Source organism: Streptomyces albofaciens JCM 4342, assembly GCF_008634025.1.
In the GTDB taxonomy this organism is placed as follows: domain Bacteria; phylum Actinomycetota; class Actinomycetes; order Streptomycetales; family Streptomycetaceae; genus Streptomyces; species Streptomyces albofaciens.
Map to the genome: position 1 here is coordinate 2,874,078 of NZ_PDCM01000001.1, position 24,339 is coordinate 2,898,416.

The 24,339-nt window shown below is 73.7% G+C and carries 28 protein-coding genes; 11 read left to right on the top strand and 17 right to left on the bottom strand.

Going from position 1 to position 24,339, the window contains the following annotated elements:
- The first annotated feature begins 86 nt into the window (after window positions 1-86).
- The 3 genes from cmk (at window position 87) to der (ending at window position 2,999) form a co-directional block, all read left to right on the top strand.
- On the top strand, window positions 87-800 hold the full coding sequence (cmk, locus tag CP973_RS12905) for a (d)CMP kinase (protein WP_244409433.1): 714 nt from the start codon (window positions 87-89) through the stop codon (window positions 798-800).
- Between the two features lie 86 nt (window positions 801-886).
- Window positions 887-1,474: a lysophospholipid acyltransferase family protein gene (locus CP973_RS12910; protein WP_244409835.1), complete on the top strand. Its 588-nt coding sequence runs from the start codon at window positions 887-889 to the stop codon at window positions 1,472-1,474.
- Between the two features lie 64 nt (window positions 1,475-1,538).
- A complete protein-coding gene (gene der / locus CP973_RS12915) occupies window positions 1,539-2,999 on the top strand; it encodes a ribosome biogenesis GTPase Der (protein WP_150240334.1) in 1,461 nt (486 codons plus the stop codon).
- A 68-nt stretch (window positions 3,000-3,067) separates the two neighbouring features.
- Here the strand turns inward: der and CP973_RS12920 are convergent, their stop codons facing one another.
- Window positions 3,068-3,466: a hypothetical protein gene (locus CP973_RS12920; protein WP_150240336.1), complete on the bottom strand. Its 399-nt coding sequence runs from the start codon at window positions 3,464-3,466 to the stop codon at window positions 3,068-3,070.
- A 263-nt stretch (window positions 3,467-3,729) separates the two neighbouring features.
- Complete coding sequence (locus tag CP973_RS12925; protein WP_150240338.1) at window positions 3,730-4,548, bottom strand: hypothetical protein; 819 nt, start codon at window positions 4,546-4,548, stop codon at window positions 3,730-3,732.
- Between the two features lie 598 nt (window positions 4,549-5,146).
- On the opposite strand from CP973_RS12925, the gene CP973_RS12930 reads away from it, so the two are divergent.
- Both CP973_RS12930 and CP973_RS12935 read left to right on the top strand, forming a co-directional pair.
- Window positions 5,147-5,809, top strand: a complete 663-nt coding sequence (locus CP973_RS12930; RefSeq protein ID WP_150240340.1) for a LysM peptidoglycan-binding domain-containing protein — start codon at window positions 5,147-5,149, stop codon at window positions 5,807-5,809.
- A 195-nt stretch (window positions 5,810-6,004) separates the two neighbouring features.
- Entirely contained in the window at window positions 6,005-6,436 is a 432-nt protein-coding gene (locus CP973_RS12935; RefSeq protein ID WP_244409435.1) for a transglycosylase family protein, read from the top strand.
- On the opposite strand, the gene CP973_RS12940 is transcribed toward CP973_RS12935, so the two are convergent.
- The 3 genes from CP973_RS12940 to CP973_RS12950 are packed head-to-tail and all read right to left on the bottom strand — an operon-like array spanning window position 6,422 to window position 10,505.
- The gene (locus tag CP973_RS12940; RefSeq protein WP_150240344.1) at window positions 6,422-7,120 is read right to left on the bottom strand and encodes an ATP-binding cassette domain-containing protein; all 699 of its coding nucleotides are present in this window, start codon (window positions 7,118-7,120) and stop codon (window positions 6,422-6,424) included. The genes CP973_RS12935 and CP973_RS12940 overlap by 15 nt on opposite strands.
- Window positions 7,117-9,999, bottom strand: coding sequence for an ABC transporter permease subunit (locus tag CP973_RS12945; protein WP_150240346.1), 2,883 nt, complete (start codon window positions 9,997-9,999; stop codon window positions 7,117-7,119). Before CP973_RS12945 ends, CP973_RS12940 begins: the two co-directional genes overlap by 4 nt.
- Complete coding sequence (locus tag CP973_RS12950) at window positions 9,996-10,505, bottom strand: hypothetical protein (protein WP_150240348.1); 510 nt, start codon at window positions 10,503-10,505, stop codon at window positions 9,996-9,998. The genes CP973_RS12945 and CP973_RS12950 overlap by 4 nt, the downstream gene beginning before the upstream one ends.
- A 112-nt stretch (window positions 10,506-10,617) precedes the next feature.
- Here CP973_RS12950 and CP973_RS12955 point away from each other — a divergent pair, with 112 nt between their 5' ends.
- The 5 genes from CP973_RS12955 to CP973_RS12975 all read left to right on the top strand — a co-directional run bounded on the left by CP973_RS12955 (window position 10,618) and on the right by CP973_RS12975 (window position 15,253).
- Window positions 10,618-11,169: an MTB12 C-terminal domain-containing protein gene (locus tag CP973_RS12955; RefSeq protein ID WP_244409437.1), complete on the top strand. Its 552-nt coding sequence runs from the start codon at window positions 10,618-10,620 to the stop codon at window positions 11,167-11,169.
- On the top strand, window positions 11,147-12,478 hold the full coding sequence (locus tag CP973_RS12960; protein ID WP_150240350.1) for an ABC transporter substrate-binding protein: 1,332 nt from the start codon (window positions 11,147-11,149) through the stop codon (window positions 12,476-12,478). Before CP973_RS12955 ends, CP973_RS12960 begins: the two co-directional genes overlap by 23 nt.
- Window positions 12,479-12,934: 456 nt before the next feature.
- Window positions 12,935-13,942: a hypothetical protein gene (locus tag CP973_RS12965; protein ID WP_244409440.1), complete on the top strand. Its 1,008-nt coding sequence runs from the start codon at window positions 12,935-12,937 to the stop codon at window positions 13,940-13,942.
- 71 nt (window positions 13,943-14,013) lie between these two features.
- Window positions 14,014-14,184 carry a hypothetical protein gene (locus CP973_RS12970; protein ID WP_003986593.1) on the top strand — a complete coding sequence of 57 codons (171 nt, stop codon included), beginning with the start codon at window positions 14,014-14,016 and terminating at the stop codon, window positions 14,182-14,184.
- A gap of 52 nt (window positions 14,185-14,236) precedes the next feature.
- Window positions 14,237-15,253: a helix-turn-helix transcriptional regulator gene (locus CP973_RS12975; protein WP_150240352.1), complete on the top strand. Its 1,017-nt coding sequence runs from the start codon at window positions 14,237-14,239 to the stop codon at window positions 15,251-15,253.
- On the opposite strand, the gene ctaD is transcribed toward CP973_RS12975, so the two are convergent.
- The 11 genes from ctaD to CP973_RS13030 all read right to left on the bottom strand — a co-directional run bounded on the left by ctaD (window position 15,165) and on the right by CP973_RS13030 (window position 22,336).
- Window positions 15,165-16,892, bottom strand: coding sequence for an aa3-type cytochrome oxidase subunit I (gene ctaD, locus CP973_RS12980; protein WP_150240354.1), 1,728 nt, complete (start codon window positions 16,890-16,892; stop codon window positions 15,165-15,167). The genes CP973_RS12975 and ctaD overlap by 89 nt on opposite strands.
- Window positions 16,893-17,048: 156 nt before the next feature.
- A complete protein-coding gene (locus CP973_RS12985; RefSeq protein ID WP_003986596.1) occupies window positions 17,049-17,324 on the bottom strand; it encodes a gas vesicle protein K in 276 nt (91 codons plus the stop codon).
- Window positions 17,321-17,566 (bottom strand): gas vesicle protein, encoded by a 246-nt coding sequence (locus CP973_RS12990; RefSeq protein WP_150240356.1) that lies wholly within the window; start codon window positions 17,564-17,566, stop codon window positions 17,321-17,323. The genes CP973_RS12985 and CP973_RS12990 overlap by 4 nt, the downstream gene beginning before the upstream one ends.
- Window positions 17,563-18,393, bottom strand: coding sequence for a GvpL/GvpF family gas vesicle protein (locus CP973_RS12995; RefSeq protein ID WP_244409443.1), 831 nt, complete (start codon window positions 18,391-18,393; stop codon window positions 17,563-17,565). Before CP973_RS12995 ends, CP973_RS12990 begins: the two co-directional genes overlap by 4 nt.
- Window positions 18,390-18,713, bottom strand: coding sequence for a gas vesicle protein (locus tag CP973_RS13000; protein WP_003986599.1), 324 nt, complete (start codon window positions 18,711-18,713; stop codon window positions 18,390-18,392). The genes CP973_RS12995 and CP973_RS13000 overlap by 4 nt, the downstream gene beginning before the upstream one ends.
- Window positions 18,710-19,858, bottom strand: coding sequence for an SRPBCC family protein (locus tag CP973_RS13005; protein WP_150240358.1), 1,149 nt, complete (start codon window positions 19,856-19,858; stop codon window positions 18,710-18,712). Before CP973_RS13005 ends, CP973_RS13000 begins: the two co-directional genes overlap by 4 nt.
- Window positions 19,851-20,507, bottom strand: coding sequence for a DNA primase (locus tag CP973_RS13010; protein ID WP_150240360.1), 657 nt, complete (start codon window positions 20,505-20,507; stop codon window positions 19,851-19,853). Before CP973_RS13010 ends, CP973_RS13005 begins: the two co-directional genes overlap by 8 nt.
- A 91-nt stretch (window positions 20,508-20,598) precedes the next feature.
- A complete protein-coding gene (locus tag CP973_RS13015; protein WP_030671475.1) occupies window positions 20,599-20,844 on the bottom strand; it encodes a gas vesicle protein GvpG in 246 nt (81 codons plus the stop codon).
- A gap of 3 nt (window positions 20,845-20,847) precedes the next feature.
- Window positions 20,848-21,588: a GvpL/GvpF family gas vesicle protein gene (locus CP973_RS13020; protein WP_150240362.1), complete on the bottom strand. Its 741-nt coding sequence runs from the start codon at window positions 21,586-21,588 to the stop codon at window positions 20,848-20,850.
- Complete coding sequence (locus CP973_RS13025; protein ID WP_150240364.1) at window positions 21,585-22,019, bottom strand: gas vesicle structural protein GvpA; 435 nt, start codon at window positions 22,017-22,019, stop codon at window positions 21,585-21,587. Before CP973_RS13025 ends, CP973_RS13020 begins: the two co-directional genes overlap by 4 nt.
- The gene (locus CP973_RS13030; protein ID WP_150240366.1) at window positions 22,016-22,336 is read right to left on the bottom strand and encodes a gas vesicle protein GvpO; all 321 of its coding nucleotides are present in this window, start codon (window positions 22,334-22,336) and stop codon (window positions 22,016-22,018) included. Before CP973_RS13030 ends, CP973_RS13025 begins: the two co-directional genes overlap by 4 nt.
- 399 nt (window positions 22,337-22,735) lie before the next feature.
- On the opposite strand from CP973_RS13030, the gene CP973_RS13035 reads away from it, so the two are divergent.
- On the top strand, window positions 22,736-22,951 hold the full coding sequence (locus CP973_RS13035) for an I78 family peptidase inhibitor (protein WP_150240368.1): 216 nt from the start codon (window positions 22,736-22,738) through the stop codon (window positions 22,949-22,951).
- A gap of 116 nt (window positions 22,952-23,067) precedes the next feature.
- Here the strand turns inward: CP973_RS13035 and CP973_RS13040 are convergent, their stop codons facing one another.
- A complete protein-coding gene (locus CP973_RS13040; protein ID WP_244409445.1) occupies window positions 23,068-24,111 on the bottom strand; it encodes a phosphatase PAP2 family protein in 1,044 nt (347 codons plus the stop codon).
- Window positions 24,112-24,339: the final 228 nt, after the last annotated feature.

Consider the following 24,339-nt stretch of genomic DNA (forward strand, 5'->3'; position numbering starts at 1 on the left):
GGCGCCCCTGCTTGCCAGTAACCTTGTGCGGGGCCCCGTGCGGCGGCCCCCGTCCCGCCCCGTGATCGAGGAAGGTGCCCGACACCGTGGAAACCCCCGCCCGGACCGCCCCGGCCGCAGTGATTGTCGCCATCGACGGCCCCGCAGGCACGGGCAAGTCCAGCACCTCCAAGGCCGTCGCCGCCAAGCTCGGGCTGGGCTACCTGGACACCGGTGCCCAGTACCGCGCGATCACCTGGTGGATGCTGAGCAACGGCGTCGACGTGGACGACGCCGTCGCCGTGGCGGACGCCTCGGCCAAGCCCGTGATCGTCTCCGGCACCGACCCGGCCGCGCCCACCATCACCGTGGACGGCCTGGACGCCGCGGGCCCGATCCGTACCCAGCAGGTCACCTCGGCGGTCAGCGCCGTCAGCGCCGTCCCCGAGGTGCGCACCCGCATCACCGAGCTGCAGCGCGAGATCGCGGCCGGAGCCCCGGACGGCATCGTCGTCGAAGGCCGGGACATCGGCAGCACCGTGCTGCCCGACGCCGACCTGAAGATCTTCCTCACCGCGTCGCCGGAGGCCCGCGCGGCCCGCCGCAGCGGCGAGCTGTCCGGCAAGGACGCCGCCGACCTGGCGGCCACCCAGGCCGCGCTGGCCAAGCGGGACGCGGCCGACTCCTCCCGGAAGACCTCACCGCTGGCCAAGGCGGACGACGCGGTCGAGGTGGACACCACCGACCTCACGCTGGACCAGGTCGTCGAGTGCGTGGTCACCCTCACCGAGGCGGCGATGGCCGCGAAGGCGGCGCGGTGACGCAGGGCGGACGGACGGCGGCGGCCGGCGACCGGACGCCCAGCGCGGCCGGTGCCGCGGTCGGCCGGCGGATCGGCATCGGCCTGATGTACGGGCTGTGGAAGCCGCGGGTGCTGGGCGCCTGGCGGGTCCCGGCCACCGGGCCGGTGATCCTCGCGGTCAACCACACCCACGGCCTGGACGGCCCGATGCTGATGGGCACCGCGCCCCGGCCGGTGCACTTCCTGATCAAGAAGGAAGCGTTCGTCGGCCCGCTGGACCCCTTCCTGCGCGGCATCGGCCAGCTGAAGGTGGACCGCTCCGGCACCGACCGCAAGGCCGTCACCGACGCGCTGGCCGTGCTGGCGAACGGCGGCGTGCTGGGAATCTTCCCGGAGGGCACCCGGGGCGAGGGCGACTTCGCCTCGCTGCGGGCCGGCCTGGCGTACTTCGCGGTGCGCTCCGGCGCCCCCGTGGTGCCGGTGGCCGTGCTGGGCAGCGCGGAGCGCCGCAGCCGGGCCGTCAAGGCGGTGCCGCCGCTGCGCAGCCGCGTGGACGTGGTCTTCGGCGACGCGTTCGCGGCCGGTGACGGCAGCGGCCGGCGCACCCGTACCGCGCTGGACGCGGCCACGACGCGCATACAGGAGCGGCTGACCGCTCACCTTGCCCAGGCCAGGCGCCTGACCGGGCACTGAACGAGACTTGTAGGGCGCCCGTGCACGAGCGGGCGCCGTTGACGGAGAACGAGGAACGGACTTCATGAACGACCAGATCCCCACCGGCGACGAGCACGGTGCGCTTGGTGACGCCGAGTACACGGAGTTCATGGAGCTCGCCGCCCAGGAGGGCTTCGACCTGGAGGAGGTCGAGGGCGACATCGCCGCGGCCGGGCACGGCCCGCTGCCCGTCCTCGCCGTCGTCGGCCGCCCCAATGTCGGCAAGTCGACCCTGGTGAACCGCATGATCGGCCGCCGCGAGGCGGTCGTCGAGGACAAGCCGGGCGTCACCCGCGACCGGGTCACCTACGAGGCCGAGTGGAACGGCCGCCGCTTCAAGGTCGTCGACACCGGCGGCTGGGAGCAGGACGTGCTCGGCATCGACGCCTCGGTGGCGATGCAGGCCGAGTTCGCGATCGAGGCCGCCGACGCGGTGGTCTTCGTGGTGGACGCCAAGGTCGGCGCCACCGACACCGACGAGGCCGTGGTCAAGCTGCTGCGCCGGGCCGGCAAGCCGGTCGTGCTGGTCGCCAACAAGGTGGACGGGCCGTCCGGCGAGGCCGACGCCGCCATGCTGTGGTCGCTGGGCCTGGGCGAGCCGCACCCGGTTTCCGCGCTGCACGGCCGCGGCACCGGCGACATGCTGGACGCCGCCCTCGAAGCGCTCCCCGAGGCGCCCGAGCAGACCTTCGGCACCCCGGTCGGCGGGCCGCGCCGGATCGCGCTGATCGGCCGTCCGAACGTCGGCAAGTCCTCGCTGCTGAACAAGCTCGCCGGCGAGGAGCGGGTGGTCGTCAACGAGATGGCGGGCACCACCCGCGACCCGGTCGACGAGCTGATCGAGCTGGGCGGCAAGACCTGGAAGTTCGTGGACACCGCGGGCATCCGCAAGCGCGTCCACCTCCAGGCGGGCGCCGACTACTACGCCTCGCTGCGCACCGCGGCCGCCGTGGAGAAGGCCGAGGTCGCGATCGTCCTGATCGACGCGAGCGAGTCCATCAGCGTCCAGGACCAGCGGATCATCACGATGGCCGTGGAGGCGGGCCGCGCGCTGGTCATCGCGTACAACAAGTGGGACCAGCTGGACGAGGAGCGCCGCTTCTACCTGGAGCGGGAGATCGAGCGGGACCTCGTGCAGATCCCGTGGGCGATGCGGGTCAATGTCTCGGCGCGCACCGGCCGCCACATGGACAAGCTGGTCCCGGCGATCGAGACGGCGATCGAGGGCTGGGAGACCCGGGTGCCCACCGGCCGTCTGAACGCCTTCCTCGGTGAGATCGTCGCCGCCCACCCGCACCCGATCCGGGGCGGCAAGCAGCCGCGCATCCTCTTCGGCACCCAGGCGGGCACCAAGCCGCCGCGCTTCGTGCTCTTCGCCTCCGGCTTCCTGGAGGCCGGCTACCGCCGCTTCGTCGAGCGCCGGCTGCGCGAGGAGTTCGGCTTCGAGGGGACGCCGATCCACATCTCGGTGCGGGTGCGCGAGAAGCGCAGCAAGAAGAAGTAACAGCGGGTGAGAAGAAGGCGGGGCGGCTCTTCCGGGCCGCCCCGCCGTCGTTTTCGCGTACGGACCGGTCAGTGCCCGTGTGGCCGGTACTCGCGGGGCGCCGGCGGCAGCGCCGGGGGGAAGTGGCCCCGCACGGGGCCGCCCGCGTGCTGCGGGTGGCCGTGGTACGGCTGGCGGGAGGCGGGCTCCCAGTGGCCGGCCGCCGGGAGGTGACCGGTCGCGGTGGTCGTACGGCCCCAGATGCTCCGCATCGCCTCGGCGCTCAGCCCTTCCTCGCCCGAACGGTCCCCCGGCAGCGCCCGGAACGAGCGGCGGTACTCGGCGTACAGCGAGTCGTAGATCGGCGTGGCCGACACGGGGGCGGCGTGGGGGGCCGTCACGGTCGCCGTGGTCGCGTCGTGCGACGGGCGCATGCCGGGGATCTGGTAGGGATACGGGACGCGGGTGGACGGGTCGTATGGATGCACGTCTCTGCCAACGACCCGGATGCTCCCGGGATGCGGTCTTGGCGAAGAATCGGCTGATCGGCGGGAGCGCGCGACCGGCTCACGACCGGCTCGCCGACCGGCGCCCGGCCGGACCGGGCCACCGCTCCGCGCCGGAAAGTCGTCCCGTACCGGAAGGCGGTCCCGCAGCGGAAGGCCGCCCCGCACGGAAAGGCCGCCCCGTGCCGCTCGGGTGAGTGCGGCGCGGGGCGGCCTTCCGGCGCGGCCGGGAGCCCGGGGCCGCGTCAGGTGCCCGCCAGCGGCATCGCGGCGGCCACCAGCTTGCCCTCGGCGGCGGCCTTCTCCATGGCCTCGCGCATCAGGTCCTCACGCGGCTGGTGGCCGATGGCGCCGACCGGTGCCGCGTACACCAGCACGGTCCGCGCCTTGCCGGCGGCGGCGCGCCAGCCCTCCGAGACCGGCAGCGGCTGGTGCGCCTGCCACCAGGAGACGGGCTGGCCGCCGTCGTTGCCGGGCTGGAGGATGGCGTGCAGCCGCCCGGCGGCCAGCAGCACCGACCAGCCCGGGTCGGGCGCGGGGAGGACGGACATGTCCGTGACCGGCGCGAAGCCGTGCTCCAGGAGCAGGGGGAGGAACGCGTCGCCGGGCTCGGTGGAGCCGGGGCGGGCGATGGGGCCGGCGGGCTCGACGACCAGCGCCGGCCGCAGGTCGTTCTCGACCAGGACCAGACCGCAGGTGACACCGAGTGTCGCCTGCCGGGGCTCGCCCGGGAGCGCGGCGAACGGGGTCGCGGGCGGGCGGGCCGAGGGTGCCGCCTGCGCCCCGTCCGCGCCGGTGATGGAGCGCACCGCGCCCTGGAGCTGCTCCTCGGCGACCGGCACGACCTGCGAGGGGATGCACGAGGCGTGCGCGAACGCGAGCACCGCCGTCTCCTCGCCCACGAACAGGACGGTGCTGGTGCGCTCCTGGTCGCTGTCGCCGGGGGTGCGGCAGGAGGTGCAGTCGTAGTTGCCGGGGGCGTTGCCACCGGCCAGCAGGCGGTCGGCTTCTTCGTCACCGATCTCGGCGCGTACGTCGTCACTGACGTCGAGCATGCGCGGCACGGATGGCTCCTCGATCGTTGCGCGGGCTTGCCGGGCGGTCCCCGGCTCGTACTTGGACAACGGGCGATCTGTGGCCGGGGTCACGCGCGGCCGGGTGCGGAATCGAACCGTTCGAAGCGCAGCGTGAGATGCGGGCCGGAACCATTCACTCCCTGCCATCCGGTGTGCGGGGCACGGAAGTTCCGGCGGTGAACTGGGTCACAGATCGTCGGAGCGGCTGGCGGACATATGCGGAAATCAGCGAATCAAGTGGGTGGCCTGAATTGGCTGATACCTCCGGTAACGCCCGACTGGCCAGGCGGGACGGCGGCGCGGTTGATAACGGGGCGTCAGCCTTCCTACATTCTCCGGCCGTGTGCACCGAGCACCACCCGGGGACGCCCGCCGTCCGCTTCCACCACCGGCCCGCACCACGGCCGGTACGCCGAGCACGGCACGGCACGAGAGCCGCGTCGTGTGGCACCGGATGCACCGCACGCAGCACCACCGAGCACCACCGGCACCACCCCGTGGCGGGCGGGGTGCCGCGGACCGTGGGCGCCCGATGCGCCGGCGCCGCGGCACCCGGGGGAGACCCGGGGCCGTGGAGAGGGATTCCATGCCTTTCACGAAGGGCGTCATACGTCGAGACATCGCCGCGCTGGCAGGGGCGGCACTGATCGCCCCGCTCGCGCTGGTGGCCGCCACCGCCGGACCGGCGCAGGCGGCGGACGCCGGAGTGTGGGACCGCATCGCCCGCTGCGAGAGCGGCGGCAACTGGCACATCAACACCGGCAACGGCTTCTCGGGTGGCCTGCAGTTCACCCACAGCACCTGGCGCGCGCACGGCGGTACGGCCTACGCGCCGACCGCCGCCCAGGCCAGCCGCGCCCAGCAGATCGCCGTGGCCTCGCGGGTCCAGGCCAACCAGGGCTGGGGAGCCTGGCCCACCTGCGCCGCCCGCGCCGGCGCCCACGGCAGCGCCCCCAAGGCGCCGAAGGCCCACCGGTCGGGCCACGACAGCGGCCGGCAGTACGTGCGCAAGGACGTCCGGCGGGACGTTCGCGCCAAGGTCGGCAAGCAGGCGCGCGGCACGGGCGGACACGCCGACCGCGGCCGGATCAGGGCCGCCGGCGGCGGGTACACGGTGCGGCAGGGCGACACGCTCAGCTCGATCGCGGCCGCGCACAAGGTGGGCTGGCGCCAGTTGTACGACGCGAACCGGAGCGTCGTCGGCGGCAACCCGCACCTGATCGTCCCGGGGCAGCGGCTCAGCGTCTGAGCCGTGGGGAACGCGGCCCGGTTCCCGCGGGCGCCCGCGGGAACCGGCACGGCCCCGCTCCCCGCCCCGGACGAGCCGAGCGCCCCGTCCGGCCGCCCGCCGGCCGGACGGGGCGTCACACCATTGGAGGCGCGGCGGAGGCGACACACCCGGACCCGTGCCTAGCGTGAGCCGATGTCCCGTACTTTTCGGGCGTTGAAGCCCGAGCGTCTCGCGAAAGCAGGCCGTCTCAGAGCGGCCGTCCTGTCCCTCGTTCCGGCCGTCGTCCTGCTGTGCGTGCCCGCCGGCGCGCAGGCGCGGGACACGGAGCAGCACCTGCCGTCCCCGGCCGGCTGTTCCCTGTCCCGGGGAGTGTGGAACTGCATCGCCAAGTGCGAGAGCGGCGGCGACTGGCGCAAGAACACCGGAAACAACCACTTCGGCGGACTGCAGTTCCGGCAGTCGACCTGGAAGGAGCACGGCGGCCTGGCCTACGCGCCGCGCGCCGACCTCGCCACCCGCGAGCAGCAGATCGCCGTCGCCCGGCGGGTGCTGCGCGCGCAGGGCTGGTCGGCCTGGCCGTACTGCGCCAAGCGGTTCGGGCTCGGCAAGCGGAGCCTGGCGCCCGGCGGATCACCACCGGGGTGAGGGCAGCGGGCCGCCGGGCCCCGGGAAGCGGGCGGCCTCGGCCGGCTCGCCGCAGAAGGCGACGCCGCCGCGCCGCAGGACGTACGCCACGGTGGCCGCCCGGCACAGGCCGGGCGGCAGGCCCTGCTCGGCGACCAGGACCGTGCGCCCGGCGGCTGCCAGGCCGCCGAACAGCGCGTACGTACGTGCCGTGACCTCCGGTGACATGCCCTGCGTGGGCTCGTCGAGGAGGAGCAGCCGGGCGGTGCCGACCAGCGCGCGGGCCACGGCGAGCATCCGCTGTTCGCCGCCGGACAGCGTGCCCGCCCGGCGGCCGAGCAGCGCGCGCAGCTCCGGGTAGGCCTCCAGGGCCGGGCGGATGACTCCGTTCGGCGCGGCAAGTCCGAGCTGTTCGGCGACGGAGAGCGAACCGAACACCGCGCCGCGGTCCGGCACCAGGGTCAGCCCACGGCGCGCGCGGGCGTGCGCGGGGACCCGGGTGATGTCCGTACCGCGCCACACGACACGCCCGGCGGTGAGCGGCACGGTGCCCGCCAGCGCGCGCAGGGCCGTGGTGCGGCCCGAGCCGTTGCGCCCGAGGAGCACCGTGACGCGCGCGGCCGGAATGAGCAGGTCGACGCCGTGCAGGGCCTCCAGTGAGCCGTAGCGGACGCGGGCCGCGTACAGGGCGGCTTCGACGCTCATGTGCCCGGCTCCGCCGGTCCCGCTGCTTTGCCCGGCTCTGTCGGTCCCGCAGTTTCGCCCGGCTCCGCCAGCACGCTGTGGGCGGGGCCGCGGGCCACGATCCGGCCGGCCGCCATCGCGTACACCGTGTCGGCCAGTCCGGCGACGAGGTCGAGGTCGTGCTCGACGACGAGCAGCGCGGTGCCGTCGGCCGCCAGGGTGCGCAGCACGTCGGCCAGCGCCGAGACTTCCGCACTGTCCAGGCCCGCCGCGGGCTCGTCCAGCAGCAGCGTGCGCGGACGGCCCGCGACGGCGCGCGCCAGCTCGACGCGGCGCAGCGTGCCGGTGTCCAGCCCGGCGACGGGCGCGGTGCGCAGCTGCCCGTCGAGGGAGAACAGGTCCAGCGCACGCGCGGTGGCGGCGGCCGGATCGCGTACGCCGCTCTGCTCGGCACCCACCCGTACGTTCTCGGCCACGTTCAGCCCCTCGAACACGGCGAGCTGCTGGAACGTCCGGGCCAGCCCGAGGCGCGCCCGCGCGTGGGCGGACCTGCGGGTGATGTCGGCGCCGTCGAGCAGCACCCGCCCGCCGGCCGGGCGCAGGGTGCCGCACAGGCAGTGGAACAGGGTGCTCTTGCCCGCGCCGTTGGGCCCGATGAGCGCCGTGATCCGGCCGGGAGCCACGGTCAGGTCCACCCCGTCCAGCGCGGTGAAGCCGTCGTAGCGGGCCCGGACGGCGCGGGCGGTGAGGCGGCCGGAAGGGGCGCGGCGGCCGGAGGGGGCGGGGGAGACGGGCGAGGGCGCGGTGTGGGGGAGCGGGTGGCGCAGATCCGGGACGCTGGGCTCGAAGGTGCGGGGCTCGGGCGCGCGGGGCTCGGGCGCGCGAGGCTCGGGCGCGCGAGGCTCGGGGGTGCTGGGCTCCGGCGCGCGAGGCTCGGGGGCGCGGGGTTCGGGAAGGTGGGGGTCTGGGGCGCGGCTCTCGGACGTGGGCCCCTCGGCGTCCGTACGCAACGGCCCGCGCACCACCGCCAGCCGCTCCCGCACCCGCGCGCCCAGCGGAGTCAGCCGCACCTCCGGGGCCGCGAACACGCGTGCCGCGGCGCCGCGCAGAGCCGCGTACGGGCCGTGCGGGAGGCGGCCGGCGAGGACGGCGAGCACGCCGATCACCGCGGCGGCGGCCCCGCCCGCGGCCCCCGCGTCCAGGCCGACCAGCAGGACCGCGGCGGTGAGCGCGCCCAGCAGGCTGTCCGCGCCGAGGACGACCACGGCCGCGAACCACAGCAGGCCGCGCACCGGGTCGTAGGACGCGGCGTCGAAGGTGCGCAGCGCCATGCCGAGCATGCCGCCGCCCAGCGCGGCCAGTGCGGCGCCCACCACGAAGGCCGCCAGTTTCAGCGCCGGTACGGGCACCCCGGCGGCGGCCGCCCCCGGCTCGTGGTCGCGCATCGCGGCCAGCGCGCGCCCGGTGCGGCCGCGGCGCAGCGCTGCCACGGCGAGCAGCGCGAGGCCCAGCAGCACCAGTTCCAGGACGTAGTACGCGCGGTCGGCGGTGAAGCCGGCGGGGCGGTCGAGGGTGAGGCCCGCGGTGGCGTACGGCTGGTCGAAGACGAACCGGCTGACCGCGACACCGAAGGCGAGGGTGGCCAGGGCCGTCGCCAGGCCGTGCCCGCGCAGCGCGGGCCGCCCGGTGAGCAGGCCGAGCGGCGCGGTCAGCAGGACGGCCAGCAGCAGCGCGAGCAGTCCGGGGACGGCCGGGACGCCGGGGAAGCGGCCGGCCGCGAGCAGCGCGGTGAACAGGGCGCCCAGCCCGGCGTACGCGGCCTGCCCCAGCGAGAGCTGGCCGCCGCGCCCGGTGACCACGACCAGGGAGAGCAGCACCACGCCGAGCGCCGGTACCTGGACGGCGGTGCGCAGGTCGCCGCCCGCGAAGCCGAGCGGCAGCAGGAAGAGGATGCCGCCGACCAGCCAGGCGCGGCCGTCGTGGTCGGGCAGCGGGCCGGTGCGCAGGGCCGCGCCGCCGCCGTCGGACGCGGCCGCCGGGGTACGGGCGGGTCCGAGGCCGCGCAGGGCCGGGGCCGCGACGAGCAGCGCCACCACGAACAGGTTGGCGCCCACGGCCTGCACCAGGGGCTCCAGGCTGCCGCCCGGGTGCAGCCGGGTGAGCTGGCTCTGCGCGACGCCGATGCCCAGTGCCACGGCCACCGCCACCGGCAGGCTGCGCAGCCCGGCGGCCACCGCGACCGCCATCACCTCCATGACCAGCAGCGGCAGCCCGTACGGGTCCAGGCGCAGCAGCGGGGCCAGCAGGATGCCGGTCAGTCCGGCGGTGAAGGTGCCGAAGGCCCAGCCGGCGGCGGCGACCCGGTCGGCGTCGATGCCGCCGAGGACGGCGAGCGGCCGGTTGTCGACGACGGCGCGCAGCTCGCGCCCGAATCGGGTCCAGCGGGTGACGGCGGCGACCCCGGCGGCCAGGGTGACGGCGGTGCCCAGCTGCACCCAGGGGTCGTCGGGCAGCAGCGCGGGCGCGTCCGCGCGCGCCCCCGGCCCCCACAGCAGGCCCGCCCCGCCGACCAGGAGGACGAAGACACCGAGCGAGGCGACCAGGGTGCGGGCCGGTCCCGCGGCGCCGACGGCCAGCGGCCGGAAGACGGCCCGGTCCAGCGCGATCCCGATGCCGGGCGCGACGAGGAGGAGGGTGACGGCGGCGGCGAGCGGCAGCGGCCAGTGCCAGCCGGTCGCCAGCTGCCGCAGGACGTAGGCGCACACCATGGCGACCGCGCCGTGCGCGAAGTTCAGCACGCCGGTGGCCCGGTAGGTGACGATCAGGCCGATGCCGGTGAGCGCGGCGGCGCTGCCCACCGCGAGGCCCGCCAGGGTGAGGTCGTACGAGAGCGAGCTCACCGGCGGGTGCCGGGGCGCGGGCCGCCGGGCTCGCAGACGGGGCAGGGCGCCAGCGGCCCCGCGGCCTCCGCTTCCGGTGGCCCGTCCACGGGCCGGGCGTCCGGGCGGCCCGCCACGAGGGGGCAGCCGGGCCGGTGCAGGAGCGTTCCGCCGGGTACGGCGAGCGGCGGCCCGGCGTCGTCCGGCACGGCCTCCCGCGCGGCCGGGGCCCCGCACGCGCCGGGCGGCGTCCCGTCCGCCCCGTACCTGACCAGCAGCCCGTACAACTCCTCGACCCGGGCCGCCGCCAGGCCCGTCTCGCCCCGCGCCACCAGCACCGCGCCCGCGACGATCAGCGCGGCCCCCGGGATCGTGCAGGACGCCAGGAACGGGATCTGGCGCTCGGCGAACCGCTCGCCGGAGACGCCGTACCAGCCGACCGCGCACAGCACCGCCCCGCCCGCCAGCGCCGCCCAGCCGCCCCACGGCACCAGGCGCGCGCCGGACCGTGTTCGCGCGTTGCGCATCACGCCCCCTCGCGACTTTCGGCGAATAGCGCCACTATGCCCTGTGGGAACAGCACCCAGAAGGCTTGTGCCAGACCGGCTCGGGCGGTCGCGACGACAGGCGGTGGTGTACATGACGTTCCGTGGGGGGCCCGCGCGGCGGGTTCCGGCGCTGGTGGCGGCGGCGCTGCTGGTGGCGCCCGTGACCGCGGGGTGCGGGGACGCCGACGACGGCGGGCAGCCGGCGCCGAGCGGCGCGACCTCGGGTCCGGGGAGTCCGGGTACGGGCACGAACACCGCCGGTACACCGTCCTCGGGCAACGCCCCGGCCGACCCTGCCGCCGCCGAGCGGGAGATCAAGGAGAACTGGCGGAAGTTCTTCGACCCGAAGCTGTCCAACGCGGAGAAGGCCAAGTACCTCCAGAACGGCGAGGAACTGCGCCTGCTGCTGGAGGCGTTCAACGGCGATCAGCGGGGGAGGCAGGTCGGGGCGCAGGTGTCCGCCGTACGGTTCACCTCCGCGACCGAGGCCGACGTGACGTACAGCCTCACCCTCAAGAAGGCCACCGCGCTGCCGAACGCCAAGGGCGTCTCCGTCTACCAGGACAAGGTGTGGAAGGTCTCCCTCAAGACCCTGTGCGCGCTGGTGGGCATGAGCGGCAATGCGAGCGCGCCGGGCTGCTGAGGCGGCCGGTGCCGCCGCGTCGGCGCTGCTGCTCGCGCTGACCGCGGCCTGCGGCAGCCGGCTCCCGGAGAGCGCCTTCGAGGACCGTGGGGGCGCGCCGGCGACCGGCGCGGCGGGCGAGCCGATCACCGTCGGGATCATCACCAGCGCGACGAGCCCGGTGGGCGGCGAGGCGTTCACCGGGCCGCGGGACGGCGCGCTGGCGTACTTCGCCGCGCTGAACCGGAACGGCGGCGTCAACGGGCGGCCGGTGCGCCCGGTCACCTGCGACGACGGTGGCAGTGGCGTCGGCAACAACGAGTGCGTGCGCGAACTGCTCACCGACAAGAAGGTGTTCGCGCTGGTCGCGACCACCGCGCTGGACTACGCGGGGGCGCCCCGGGTCTCCGCCGCCGGCGTCCCCGACATCGGCGGGCAGCCGGTCGGCGCCGCGTACGACACGTACCCGCACCTGTACGGGATCTACGGCAGCCAGGCGCCGCGGGACGGCAGGGCGCCGGGCTGGGGCGGCACGCTGTACGGCGGCACGGAGGTCTACCGCTACTTCAAGCGCGTGCAGAAGGCCCGCAGCGCCGCGGTCGTCTCCTACAACCAGGCGGCGTCCGCCGCGTACGCCCGGCTGATCGTGCGCGGCCTGGAGGCCGAGGGGTACGACGTGACCACCGAGCAGGTCGACTTCGCGCTGCCCAACTTCCCGGCGGTCGCCGCCGGGCTGCGCGACCGGGGCGCCGACCTGGTCTTCGACGCGCTGGACACGCACGGCAACGCGCGGCTGTGCGAGGCGATGGACGCGGCGGGCGTCCGGCCGACCGCGAAAGTCACGAACGTACAGAATTGGTCGGATGCGGTCGCCAAGGACTACAAGGACTCGCCGGGCTGCCGCAACGTTCTGTGGGCCACGGGTGCCAGCCGCAACTACGACGATCAGGGGAGCGGGCCGGGCAGCGCGGCGGTACGGGAATTCCGTGCCGGAATGGCCCGGTACGCCAAGGGCGGACCGCTGTCGCAGTGGCAGCTGGAGGGCTGGGCGGCGGCGATGTGGTTCGCCGACGCGGCGCGCTCCTGCGGGGCGCGGCTCACCCGCGCGTGCGTGGAGCACTTCGTCGCCGACGGCGCGCCCTACACCGCCCGCGGCCTGCTGCTTCCCGCCTCGTTCCGGCCGCGGCCCGAGCCGCCGGCCACCGATCGCACCTGCCTGTCGGTCGCCCGCTGGCGGGACGGGGCGCACGGCGGCAGGGGCGGCTGGGTCACTCAGGGCGACATGGACACCACCTGCTTCACCGTGCCGCAATTGCCGTACCGCCCCTGAGCGCCCGGCCGGGGCCCGCGGCCCGGCGCGCCGGTGTCGCGCGGCACGGTGTGCCGGGCCGAAGGACGCACACCTCGTGACGGGACGCCCCGGGACGGCCTAGCTTGTGGCGTTACAGCACGGCATGGCACGGCACGGAAACGACGAACAGTGATCCAGGAAAGTTCCGTGATGTCGCTACCGATGTCCTAACTCTTTCGGAACAAGTTGGCCAAAGGTCTCAACCCGGAACCGCGCCCCGTGGTCTACCCGTTCAAGGGACGGACGAACCGGACTCGTCCGCCGATGACCGAGGACACGGGGACGGAACGCAGGACGGATGCACAGCTCATTCCTGTTTCACCAGGCCGATGGCGTCGGGGGGACGATCCGGACGACGTACAACCCGGCTCCGGGGCACGGGGCGTACGCAACCAAGGACGCGGCACGAGCCGCTGTGAGAGGGGTGCGGACGGTATGAACGCGTCGACGCAACTGCCCGCGACGGGCGCCGGTCCGGCCGGTACCGAAGCCGTCGCTCCCGTGATCACCCAAGCCCCGGCCGCCTGTCCCGAGACCCCGGACACCACGGCGGCCGAGCACCGCGACGGCGAACCGGCCCCGGCCGCGCAGCCGCTGCGTGCCGACTGCATAGCGGACTCCGCCGGCGGCCTGACCTTCGACATCACCACGCCCCAGGGCACCCGCCCGGTATGGAGCGCGGCGCTCGTGCTGCGCCCGCGCGGCGACGGCGCGGCCGGCGAGGAACTGCGACTGCCGCTCGGCCCGAACGGCTCGGGGCGGCTGCGCGCCGTCCTGCCCAGCACCGTCGCGCTGCCCGAAGGGCGCTGGAACGTCTACGCGGACCTCGGCGACGGCCGCGAGCCGCAGCGGCTGCTGCCCGGCGACAACGACCTGCGCTCGCTGGTGGACCGCCGCCCGCTGGCCGGTATCGGCCGGCTCGGCGTGCGCATCCCGTACACCACCCGGTCCGGCAGCCTCGCGCTGCGCAGCTGGCTGCGCGGACCGCACGCGGAGGCCGCGGACATCGTCGTCGACGCCGGCGGCACGACCGTCACCGGCCGGCTGTACGGCGCCGTCCTCGGGCCGGGCGCGTGCGCCGAGGCCAGGCTCCGTGGCGCCCCGGAAGCGGACGGCGCGGCCCCCGTCATCACCGTCCCGCTCACCGGCGACGGCTGCGAATTCACCTTCACCCTGCCGTACGTGCCGCTCGCGGAGCGCTGGGAGGGCGGCAACGAACGCTGGGACCTGTGGCTGCGCGCGGCCGAGGGGGCCGAGCCGGTGCGCATCGCCCGGCTGCTCGACGACGTGCCGGAGAAGAAGGCGATCTTCGTGCATCCGGCGCTGCCCGTCGGCTGCCCCGCCGGACAGCTGCGCATCGGGCCGTATTACACGCTCGACAACGATCTGACGATCCGGGTCACGGACGACGGGCCGGACGGGCCGGACCGTACCGGCTGTTGACCGGGGCCCGTCAGGCAGGGCGCATAACCCCCCGCGCTGTGGGCACTCGGAGCAGCGGAGGTGCGAATCACATGGTTCCTGTTCTTTTGGTACTGCTTCTGGCCTTGATCCTGTTCGGCGCGGGTTTCGCGCTCAAGGCCCTGTGGTGGGTGGCCGTCGCGGTGCTGGTCGTGTGGCTGCTCGGCTTCCTGTTCCGTACGACGAGCGCGGGCGGAGGGCGTACCCGCTGGTACAGGTGGTGACCCCATGAGATACGGACCGTAGCTGTCCGCATGGGCTGTCAGACTGCCCGGCATGTTGGAGACCTCGGCACGACTGCTCCGCCTGCTCTCCCTGCTGCAGGCACACCGCGCGTGGACGGGCGCGGACCTCGCCGACCGGCTCGGCGTGACGCCGCGCACCGTCCGCCGCGACATCGACCGCCTGCGCGAACTGGGCTACCCCGTCCACTCGGCCCCCGGCACCGCCGGGGGCTATCAACTGGGCGCGGGCGCCGACCTGCCACCGCTGCTCCTCGACGACGAGGAGGCGGTGGCGGTCGCCGTCGGGCTGCGCACCGCGGCCGCCGGCGGCGTCGAGGGCATCGAGGAGACTTCCGTACGGGCCCTGGCCAAGCTGGAGCAGGTGCTGCCGAACCGGCTGCGCCGCCGCGTCAGCGCCCTCACCACCTTCACCGTCCCCATGCTCGGCACCGCGGACGGACCCCGGGTCGAGGCCGCGGTCCTCACCGAACTGGCCAACGCCTGCCGGGACAGCGAGCGGCTGCGCTTCGCGTACGCGGCACACGACGGTACGGTCAGCCGCCGCACCGTGGAGCCGCACCGCCTGGTGTCCGCGCAGCGCCGCTGGTACCTCGTCGCCTGGGACGTGGACCGCGCGGACTGGCGGACGTTCCGCGCCGACCGCATCACCCCCACCCCGCCGCACGGCCCGCGCTTCACCCCGCGCCCGGCCCCCGCCGACGACCTCGCCGCCTACGTCTCGCAGGGCGTGTCCACCCGGGCCTACGCCGAGCGGGCCACCGTCGTGCTGCACGCCTCCGCCGAGGAGGCCGGCCGGCGGATCACCCCGGCCGACGGCGTCATCGAGCCGCTCGACGACCACCGCTGCCTGCTGCGCACCGGCGCGCACCATCTGGACGTGCTGGTGATCCACGTCGTCCTGATGGGCTTCGACTTCGAGGTCCTCGATCCGCCCGAACTGGCCGGGCGGATCGAGGAGATCAGGGACCGGCTGACCCGGGCCCTGCACCCGGCTTCGGCTCCGCCTCCCGCGGGGACCCTTCCGGCACCGGCGCGTCCGGCGGAGTGAGCCGGACGATCTCCGGATGGTGCAAGTCGAAGGCGGGCGACTCCGAGCGGATACGCGGAATGGTCAGGAAGTTGTGGCGCGGCGGCGGACAAGAGGTGGCCCACTCCAGCGAACGGCCGAAGCCCCAGGGGTCGTCCGTCTCGACCTTCGTGCCGTACTTCGTCGTCTTCCAGACGTTGTAGAGGAACGGCAGCGTGGACAGGCCGAGCAGGAAGGCGCCGATGGACGAGACGGTGTTCAGCACGGTGAAGCCGTCGGCCGCCAGGTAGTCGGCGATCCGGCGCGGCATGCCCTCCACGCCCAGCCAGTGCTGGACGAGGAAGGTGGTGTGAAAGCCCACGAACAGCGTCCAGAAGTGCAGCTTGCCCAGCCGCTCGTCGAGCATCCTCCCGGTGAACTTCGGCCACCAGAAGTAGAAGCCGGCGAACATCGCGAAGACGACCGTGCCGAAGACGACGTAGTGGAAGTGGGCGACGACGAAGTAGGTGTCGGTGACCTGGAAGTCCAGCGGCGGCGAGGCCAGGATCACGCCGGTCAGCCCGCCGAACAGGAAGCTCACCAGGAAGCCGGTGGCCCACAGCATCGGCGTCTCGAAGGACAGCGAGCCGTGCCACATCGTGCCGATCCAGTTGAAGAACTTCACCCCCGTCGGCACCGCGATCAGGAACGACATGAACGAGAAGAACGGCAGCAGCACCGCGCCGGTGGCGAACATGTGGTGCGCCCACACCACCACCGACAGCCCGGTGATCGCCATGGTCGCGCCGATCAGCATCACGTAACCGAAGATGGGCTTGCGCGAGAAGACCGGGATGACCTCGGTGATGATGCCGAAGAACGGCAGCGCGATGATGTAGACCTCGGGGTGCCCGAAGAACCAGAACAGGTGCTGCCACAGCAGCGCCCCGCCCCACTCGGCCTCGAAGACCATCGACCCGAAGCGCCGGTCCGCCTCCAGCACCAGCAGCGAGGCCGCCAGCACCGGGAAGGCGATCAGCACGAGGATCGAGGTGAACAGCACGTTCCAGGTGAACACCGGCATCCGGAACATCGTCATGCCGGGCGCGCGCATGCCGATGATGGTGGTGAGGAAGTTGACCGAGCCGAGGATGGTGCCGAAGCCGGACAGCGCCAGCCCCATGATCCACATGTCGGCGCCGATGCCCGGGGAGCGCACCATCGAGCTGAGCGGCGCGTAGGCGGTCCAGCCGAAGTTCGCGCCGCCGGTCGGCGTCAGCAGGCTGGCCAGCACGATCAGGCCGCCGAAGAGGAACAGCCAGTACGAGAGCATGTTCAACCGGGGGAAGGCCACGTCCGGTGAGCCGATCTGCAACGGCATGATCTCGTTGGCGAAGCCCGCGAAGGCCGGGGTGGCGAACAGCAGCAGCATGATCGTGCCGTGCATCGTGAACGCCTGGTTGAACTCCTCGTTCGTCAGGATCTGGAGCCCGGGGCGGGCCAGTTCGGCGCGCATCAGCAGCGCCAGCAGACCGCCGACCAGGAAGAAGCCGAACGCGGTGACCAGATAGAGATGGCCGATCTTCTTGTGGTCGGTGGTGGTCAGCCAGTCCACCAGCACCGCGCCGGGCCGCCGCGCCCGCACCGGTTCCGGGCTCGTCGCCACGGTGTCCGTACCCATCTGCGCCACCTCGTTCGCCAAGAAGCAACCGGCTGAGCCGGTAAGGGACGTGCTCGGGCTCTGGCGGCCATGATGGCCGCCCGCCCCGCGTGACGCGAGGGGGCGTACGCAGCCCGGCCGGATCATTGCGGCACCCCACCGTCGTGCGGCGCGGCCTCACTCCCGGGGCAGCAGGGGCCCCAACGGCCCCAGGTCCAGGTTGAGTTCGTCCTTGCCGATGCCGTAGCGCTCGCACAGCTCGCCCATCCGCCGCTCCAGCAGCATCAGCGTCAGACCGATCCGCTCCTCCTGGTCCTCGGTCAGATCGCCCTGGTCGACGCGGCGCAGCGCCTGCCGCTCCATGAGCTGGTGCAGCAGTTCCACCACCGTCAGCACGAGCCGCACCAGGTCGCGCTCGACGGTGTCCTCGTCCAGTTCGACGCGCCGGGTCACGGCGCCACCTCCTCCTCGGCGTCCGGCCCCAGCTCCTCGAAGGGCGACGGAACGTTGGCGTTGACCGAGCTGATCAGGGCCCGCAGGTCGATCCGGACCAGGTCCACCTCGGCGATGCGCAGCGTGAGGTCGCCCGCGATGACCGCGCCGCCCGCCAGCAGCCGGTCCAGCAGGTCGACCAGCGCGATCTGCCGGTCGGCCAGCGGACGGTCCGGCCCGGGGGCGGGAGTCGGCGTGGTCATCCGGCACCGCCGCGGCCGGCGTCCCCGCCCGCGTCCGGAGGCTGCGGCGCCTGCGTGAAGGAGTACGGGGCCCACGGCCCGGTCAGCTCGATCCGTACACCGGGGCTGCGGTCCGCCAGCTCGCCCACCAGGCCCGCGAACGCCCCCGCCTGCTCGCGGGGGATCAGATACGCGCCGTTGAGCACATTGCGCCCACCGGCCCCGGACAGCCGGGGGTCCTGCGGGCGGTGCAGCCGGCTGCGCTCGGCGAACTTGTCCAGCGCCTCGTGGGCGGCGGCGGCCAGCTCGTCGGCGCGCCGCTGGCTCTGCTCCTGGGCCTGCCGGTGGGCGAGCCGCCGGCGCAGGAAGTCGCGCCCCGAGCCGTCGGCCGGTGCCTGGCGGGACGAACCGCTCGCGGGCACGGACGGTTTGGCGGTCCCGGGGTCCTCGACGTACGCCTTGACGCCCCACTCCATCCGGCCGTCCAGGCTCACCAGCGCGCTCAGGAACTCCTCGGCGCGCTGCGCCAGCACCTGCCGCACGCCGCGCACGTCGCGGTGGACGGTCACCAGGCGCAGCGGCAGTACACAGAACTCCGCGGCGGCGGTGTCCACCACGCTGCGGTGCGCGCGGGCGGTCCGCTCCAGCCACGCCATGTCCTCCAGGTGCGCGCGCAGCGCCTCCTCGTCGAAGTCCGCGGCCGGCACCCGCGAGACCAGGGCGGTCAGCGCGCCCTCCACGACGGTCTCCACGGGTGCGTCCGCGACGCCGAGCAGCCCGTCCGGCGGACGGCAGCCGGCCCGTGCGACGGCGTAGGTGTACATCAGCTCGGCACCCTGCGTGCTCAAGTGATCTCCTCTCGCGGCTCCTGCTCCTCCAGGGCGGCGATCCGCTCGCGCAGCCGCTCGTTCTCCCGGGCGAGTTCCCGGCGCCGGGCGCCGGAGGACAGCGACGGGTCGTCCCGCCACCAGTCGATGCCCATCTCCTCCGCCCGCTCCACCGAGGCCACGATCAGCCGCAGCTTGATCGTGAGCAGTTCGATGTCGAGCAGGTTGATGCGGATGTCACCGGCGATCACCACACCCTTGTCCAGGACGCGTTCGAGAATGTCGGCGAGGTTGGCGCCGCCGTTGGAGGAGCCGTAGGGGGAGGGGACCTGGGAACTCATCGGACGGGCTCCGGCTCGCGCTCGTCCTCCTCCTCGTCCGCCGGCTCCTCCTCGTACGTGTCCTCGGCGTCCTCCTCCTCTTCGTCGTAGGAGTCGTCGGGTGCCACCTCGTCCTCGGCGTCTTCTTCCGCGTCCTCGTACGCGGCGTCGGCGTCCTCCTCGCCTTCCGCCCCGGTGTCCTCGTCCTCGTCCTCGTACGCGTCCTCGGCCTCCGGCTCCTCGTCCTCGGAGCCGCCGGAGCCGCGGGCGTCACCGGACTCCTCCTCGTACGCGTCCTCGGACGCCTTGTCCGCGCCCTCGGTGTCCCGCTCCTCGTCGCGGTCCCGCTCCTCGCGCTCGACGGCCTCGTCGTGGCCGACGACGACCTCGCCGTCGCGGATCTCACCGCGCCACTCGCCGGTCGCCTCGCCGCGCATCATCACGAAGCGGCGGAAGTTCTTGAGGTCGAGCCGCGCCCGGCGGCCCTGCGCGCGCCAGATGTTGCCGGTCTTCTCGAACAGGCCCTTGGGGTGGTACTCGATGACCAGCAGCACCCGGGTGAGGCTCTCGGCCAGCTCGTGGAAGGTGACCACGCCCTTGAGCGTGCCCTTGGCCCCCTCCGAGGTCCAGGCGATGCGCTCGTCCGGGATCTGCTCGGTGGTGTGCGCCTTCCAGCTGCGGGCGGACCAGAAGATCTTCGCGCGCCAGTTGGAGTCGGTGTCGTCCGTGGACTCCACCCCCTGCACCCCCTTGGCGAAGGTGCTGAACTCCTGGAACTGCGTCCACTGGTTGTACGCCTCGCGCAGCGGCACGCCGACGTCGACGTCCTCGCTGATCGTCACGAACTTGCCCTTGCCGCCGCCGCCCTTGCGCTTGCCGGTGAGCTTGCCGACGGCACCCTTGACGGTGTTCTTGGCGGTGTCCTTGACCGCGCCCTTGAGCGTGTCCTTGATCACCGGGCCGATCAGGCTCTCGCTGCGGCCCTCCGCCACATCCGTGAGCCGGGTGGTGGCCTCGCCGAGCCGCTTGCCGGTGGCCACCAGCAGGCGCTGGGCCTGCGCGGCGGCGAACGAGACGGCCTCCTCCTTGAGACGGTCGACGGCCGGGTTGCCGGCCACGCTCTCCTTGACGGCGGCCACCGGGCCGCCGGACCTCGACTCAGCCACGGTCGTCACCTCCGCTGCGACGGGTGGCGGACCGGGCCGTCTTCTTGGCGGCCGAAGCGGTCTTCTTCGGTGCTGCGGCGGCCTGCTTCGCGGGCCGCTTGCGCTTGTCCGGAGCGGACTTGGCGCCGGACGCGCCCGTCTTCGAGGAGCGGCTGCCCGTCTTCGAGGAGCTCTTCTTGGCGGCTCCCCGCTGCGCGCCCGCGGACTTCCGCGAGCCGCCGCGGTCCCCGCCGGTCTCCTCTTCCTGGGCGTCCTCGGACCCGTCCTCGTCGTCCCGTCCGCCGCCGGTCACCCCGCGCACGGTGTCCGCCGCCTTGCCGCCGGCCCCGCCCGCGTCGAGCTGTTCGCGTACGTTCAGTGTCCGTTCGTGCAGGCTGTCCGCCAGGGAGTCCAGGCGCTTGGTGACCAGCGCTCCGGTCGCCGCCTTGCCCACCCCCTTCAGGTCGCCGCGCAGCTGCTCGCGCAACTCCTTGAGCTGCGGGTTGGCGGCTATCTGGTCGTTGACCAGAGAGACCAGCTGCTGCGGGCCGAGGTTCAGGCGCTTGCCCAGGACCATGCTGCCGATACCGATGGCGAGCTTGGCCTTTTTCGTACGGCCGAGCAGATAGCCTCCGGCGACGGCCAGCACCAGTGCCGGCCGGTTCTTCATCTCGGGGTTCTCCTCAATGTCTGTCGCGCATGGGTTCTGCGGAGTCCGTTGCGCGGGGGGTCGGCGGACCGGGCGGCCGGGCCCCGCACGGCTACGCCCCGGAGGAGCGCTGCCGCAGCTCCTCCAGCCGGTCCAGCAGCGCGTCCTCGCGCCGGTCGAACTCGGCCTCGTCGATCTCCCCGCGGTCCAGCCGCTCCGACAGTTCGCGCAGTTCGCGCTGGACCACGGACGGGTCGTAGTACTGGCGCTCCGCCTCGGTGAGGACCTGCCGCAGCACCCAGCCGGTCCCGCGCACGGGAGCGGCCGGGAGCAGCAGCAGTTCCTTGAGCAGGCCCACCGCTCACTCCGCCGCGGCGGACTCCAGCGGCCGTACGAAGCTGTACGGCGGCAGCGGTCCGTTGACGAGCAGTTCCAGGTGGGGGTTGTCGGCGCCGAGCCGGTCGGCGGCCTCCAGGAACGCGGACGCGTCCTCGCGCCGCATCAGGAAGGACAGGTTGACCAGCCAGCCGGAGCCCTCGGGGCCGGGCCGGGACTGCTCGGCCCGCGGCGTGAGCGCCGTCTCCACCGTGTGCGCGTCGCTCACCTCGCGCGCCCGCACGGCGTTGGCGATCAGCTCGCCGAGCCGGAGCTTGTCCTGGTAGGCACCGCCGCCGGACGCCTGGTTTGCCTCGTTGAGGGCCCGGATCTCGGGCTCCTCGGCGAGGACCCGGCGCAGCACGTCCTCCTCGCGGTGCGCGGCCTTCACGTTGTACTCGACGCGGCCGTTGAGGTCGTCCAGCTGTGCCTTGTAGTGCTCGGCGTGCTCGGCCAGCACTTCCCGGACCGCCTCGTCACTGTCCGACAGCGAGCCGAACCGCAGCGGCAGCACCGCCCCGTCCGCCCCCGCCTCGGTCAGTACGTGCTGGTGGGCGAGCAGGTCACGGCGCTTGGGCCGGAGCCGCTCGGGGCAGTCGCTGACGATGGCCGCCAGGTCGCCGCCGCGTACGACGCGGACCGGGCGCGGCGGGTCGCCGATGCCCAGGATCTCCTGCTCGGGTTCGGGGTGGCCGGCGCGGGCGATGCCGTAGACGTACGTGCTCACTCGCTCTCCTCCTTCTTGCGGGAGGCGGTGCGCCGCGGCCTGCGCTGCGTCTCACTCTCGGCCTCCGCCTTGTCCCGCCCCTGCCCGATCGCGTCGGCGAAGGTCTCGGCCGCGCCCGAGAGCGCGCCCTTGGACTTGCCCTTGGCGCCGGACTCGGTGACCTGGCCGACCACGTCGGGCAGGCCGGGGCTCTTGTTGGCGCCGGTCTCCAGGTCGAGCCGGTTGCAGGCCTCGGCGAACCGCAGGTAGGTGTCGACGCTGGCCACCACCACCCGGACATCGATCTTGAGGATCTCGATGCCGACCAGTGAGACGCGGACGAACGCGTCGATCACCAGGCCGCGGTCGAGGATCAGCTCCAGGACGTCGTAGAGGCCACTGGTGCCGCCCCCGCCGCCCCCGGACTGCTGTTGTGCCGGGACAACGGTCATGATCGTGGTTTTCCTCTCGCGCGCTCATAGCGGCTGACGCGCCGGTAGCCCGTGAGCATGCCGTCCGGGTCGAGCGTGACCTCGTACAGCGCCATGAGGCTCATCGTCTCGGGCACCCGGGCGAGCTCCAGCACCTCGGTCTCCAGGACCCAGCCGTCCTCGGTCCGTTCGAACCGGGACACCGTCTCGGGGGTCAGACCCGTCAGCTCGGCGAGCTGTTCCCGGGCCGACCGCAGGAGTTCCGGTGCGCTGGGGCGGGCGGACGCCGCTCGGTCGTTGTTGCTTCTGTCCGGTGTCTTCGCTGTGTCGTCTCCCATGGGGCTCCTCGGCAACAGCGAGTACCGCGCGGCGGTGGACCCAAACCCGCCGCCCGCCGTCATGCCCGTGAAATATGCGTGAGCGGCGTGCTGTCGGCCGATTTCCGGACGTCGGACGGCAGGAAATAGAAGGAATAAGCGGGGGCTGACGGGGAATTAATTGCGGCCGGTCCGCGGGCGTCCCGCGGCGGTCCCCGGACAACGATCAAGGCCGAAATCCGGCCGACCCCGATTCCCACCCGGTTGGTGCAGTGCCGGGCTCGTTCGGGTGACGGAAACCGAACCTGACACACACCGTGGTCCTGTGACAGAAGTGTGACGAACGCAGGACCGGGCGGATACCGGAGGGTGGCACCCCGGCCCTTCCACCCGTGCGGACGGGCGCCTACGGTGGCTGCCATGGCACCCGTACCGAAGTCCCCTTTCGAACCCGACGACGACCCCGAGACCTACGTGGGGCTGGCGCGGCGGACCGCCGAGGAGCGTGCCCGCGAGCGCGGCTGGAGCACCGTCCGCTCCCTCGCGCCGGGCACGATCATCACCATGGAATACCTGGGGGGCCGGCTGAACTTCGAGGTCCGGGACGACGTCGTGACCCGCAGCTGGAAGGGCTGAACCGCCGCGGCGGCTGCGCCGAAAGCCGACGGCCCCGGGGCTCCAGGAGGAGCGGCCGGGGCCGTCGGCTGCGGGGGAGAGGCTGTGCGTACCGTCCCCGCGGGTCTGGTCTCGGGTCAGCTGCCGCCGGTACGGCCGCGGGCCGGGGCCGGGGTCAGCGGGGCCGTGCGCGGCGCGCGGTCGGCGTGCGGCGGTCGCCGGGGGCCGGTCGGTGTGACCGGGGTGCGCTCCGAGCGGACGGTGTGCGGGCGCGGCGGGTGGTGCGGCCGGGTGTCCGCGGTGCGTGCCGGGGTGTCCGCGGTGCGCGCCACGGTGCCGGTACGGGTGGGGCCGGCGGCTTCCCGTACGAGCACCTCGTCCTCCGGGGCGGGGCGCGGCGCGGACAGCCCGGAGCGGGCGGCCGCCGGGGCGAGCGGCGCGGTGACGCGCGGCCGGCCGGTCCGCAGCCGTATCCACAGGGCCGTCAGCCGGGCCTCGGCCCACTCCACCGCGGGCTCGAACCAGGGCAGCGCGAGGAGGACCAGGAGACCTGCGGCCCAGCCGAGCAGCACATCGCTGACCCAGTGGGTACCGAGGTAGACCGTGGTCATGCCCACGCCGAGGGCGCCGAGCGCGGCGATCACCGACAGCGCCCGGCGGCGCAGCGGCGTGGTCGCCAGGTAGGCCAGGACACCCCAGGTGACCACGGCGTTCGCGGTGTGGCCCGAAGGAAATATATCGCCGCCGAGCCACATCTCGTTGGCGCCGATGGTGGTCGCGTAGTGCGGGCCGAGCCGGCCCATGCCCAGCTTGGCCGCGCCCGCGGTGATGTTGAGCAGCAGCAGCGAGGTGCCCAGCACCAGCAGGGGGTGGAGGTTCTTCGTCCGCCAGCAGCGCCAGCCCAGCCAGGCGGCCACGGCGACCGCGGTGGGGCCGCGCTGGCCCAGCACGACGAAGTAGTCGAGGAAGGCGTGGATCTCCGGCCACTGCTTGTACGGCCGGAAGAGCATCGCCTGCCAGTCGAACGTGACCAGCCATGAGGTGGCGAGCACGCCGGCCACGATCGCCACGTACACCGCGAGCGTGCCCCCGAACAGCCACCAGCGGGTCCGGGTCATGCGTGACGGTGGGCGATCGGCCGGGCGCTCCTCCATCTGGTCGAGCTTGTCATCGGTACGCACTCAATCGACGTTACCGCGTGTGATGTCGATGCCTGGTCAAACTGTGAGCTTTGTAATGACGATGTGATGTGCAATCTGTCTCAAACGAGACTTTGGCCAGTGGTTTTCCGGAGGAATTCCACAGTCGTCGGATTGCCTCTCGGGGCGCTCCCGGAAGTCGCTCGGGGTGGGCCCTTTCCAATTCGCCGGAGAAGTTTATCGCCGATTCGCACAGGTGTCGCGGCACGT